We start from the raw sequence: 278 nt of genomic DNA on the forward strand, positions 1-278 counted from the left end.
GCTGGCCGAAGGCCGTGTTCAGCACCACGTTGGCGGTCTTGCGGCCGACGCCGGGCAGCGCCTCTAGCGCCTCGCGCGTCTGCGGCACTTCGCCGCCGTGCTGTTCGATCAGGATGCGGCAGGTGGCGATGGCGTTCTTGGCCTTGGTGCGGTACAGGCCGATGGTCTTGATGTAATCGGACAGGCCTTCCTCGCCCAGCGCCACCAGGGCCTGGGGGGTGCCGTATTGCGGAAAGAACTTGCGGGTGGCGATGTTCACCGACTTGTCGGTGGCCTGC

At 66.9% G+C, this 278-nt stretch carries 1 protein-coding gene; it reads right to left on the reverse strand.

The features are described 5' to 3' along the window. Window positions 1-278 (reverse strand): endonuclease III domain-containing protein (locus SB751_RS29840; protein ID WP_410749004.1); only part of this gene is annotated, 278 nt, incomplete at both ends.

Source organism: Cupriavidus sp. SIMBA_020 (genome assembly GCF_046535395.1).
Classification (GTDB): Bacteria; Pseudomonadota; Gammaproteobacteria; order Burkholderiales; family Burkholderiaceae; genus Cupriavidus; species Cupriavidus campinensis.